1 protein-coding gene is annotated in these 233 nt (G+C 51.5%); it reads right to left on the bottom strand.

Going from position 1 to position 233, the window contains the following annotated elements:
- The coding region (locus ACTHRE_RS11205) for a hemagglutinin repeat-containing protein (RefSeq protein WP_440345289.1) at positions 1-233 on the bottom strand (233 nt) is incomplete at both ends.

Raw genomic sequence — 233 nt, 5'->3', positions numbered from 1 at the left:
GGGTAGTACTTTCCCCTTGTCCTTTACCTTTGCCGATATTTCCTCCGGCGGTGATGCCAAGACTGATGCCGTCGCCTATTTGGACGGCTACGCCTGCATTCCAGCCGCTGCTTTTGTTTTTGCTTTGCTCGCTGCCGTCCTGTTTGGCAGATTGGAGTTTGATATGGTTGTCGGCAATGAGGGTGGTACCTGCATGGCCGATGACATCGGAACCTGTAATATTGATATTGGAC

Source organism: Neisseria sp. P0001.S007 (genome assembly GCF_051963655.1).
GTDB lineage: Bacteria > Pseudomonadota > Gammaproteobacteria > Burkholderiales > Neisseriaceae > Neisseria > Neisseria subflava_A.
Note: the sequence above shows the minus strand (reverse complement) of the source record. Positions and strands in the feature narration are given on the sequence as shown.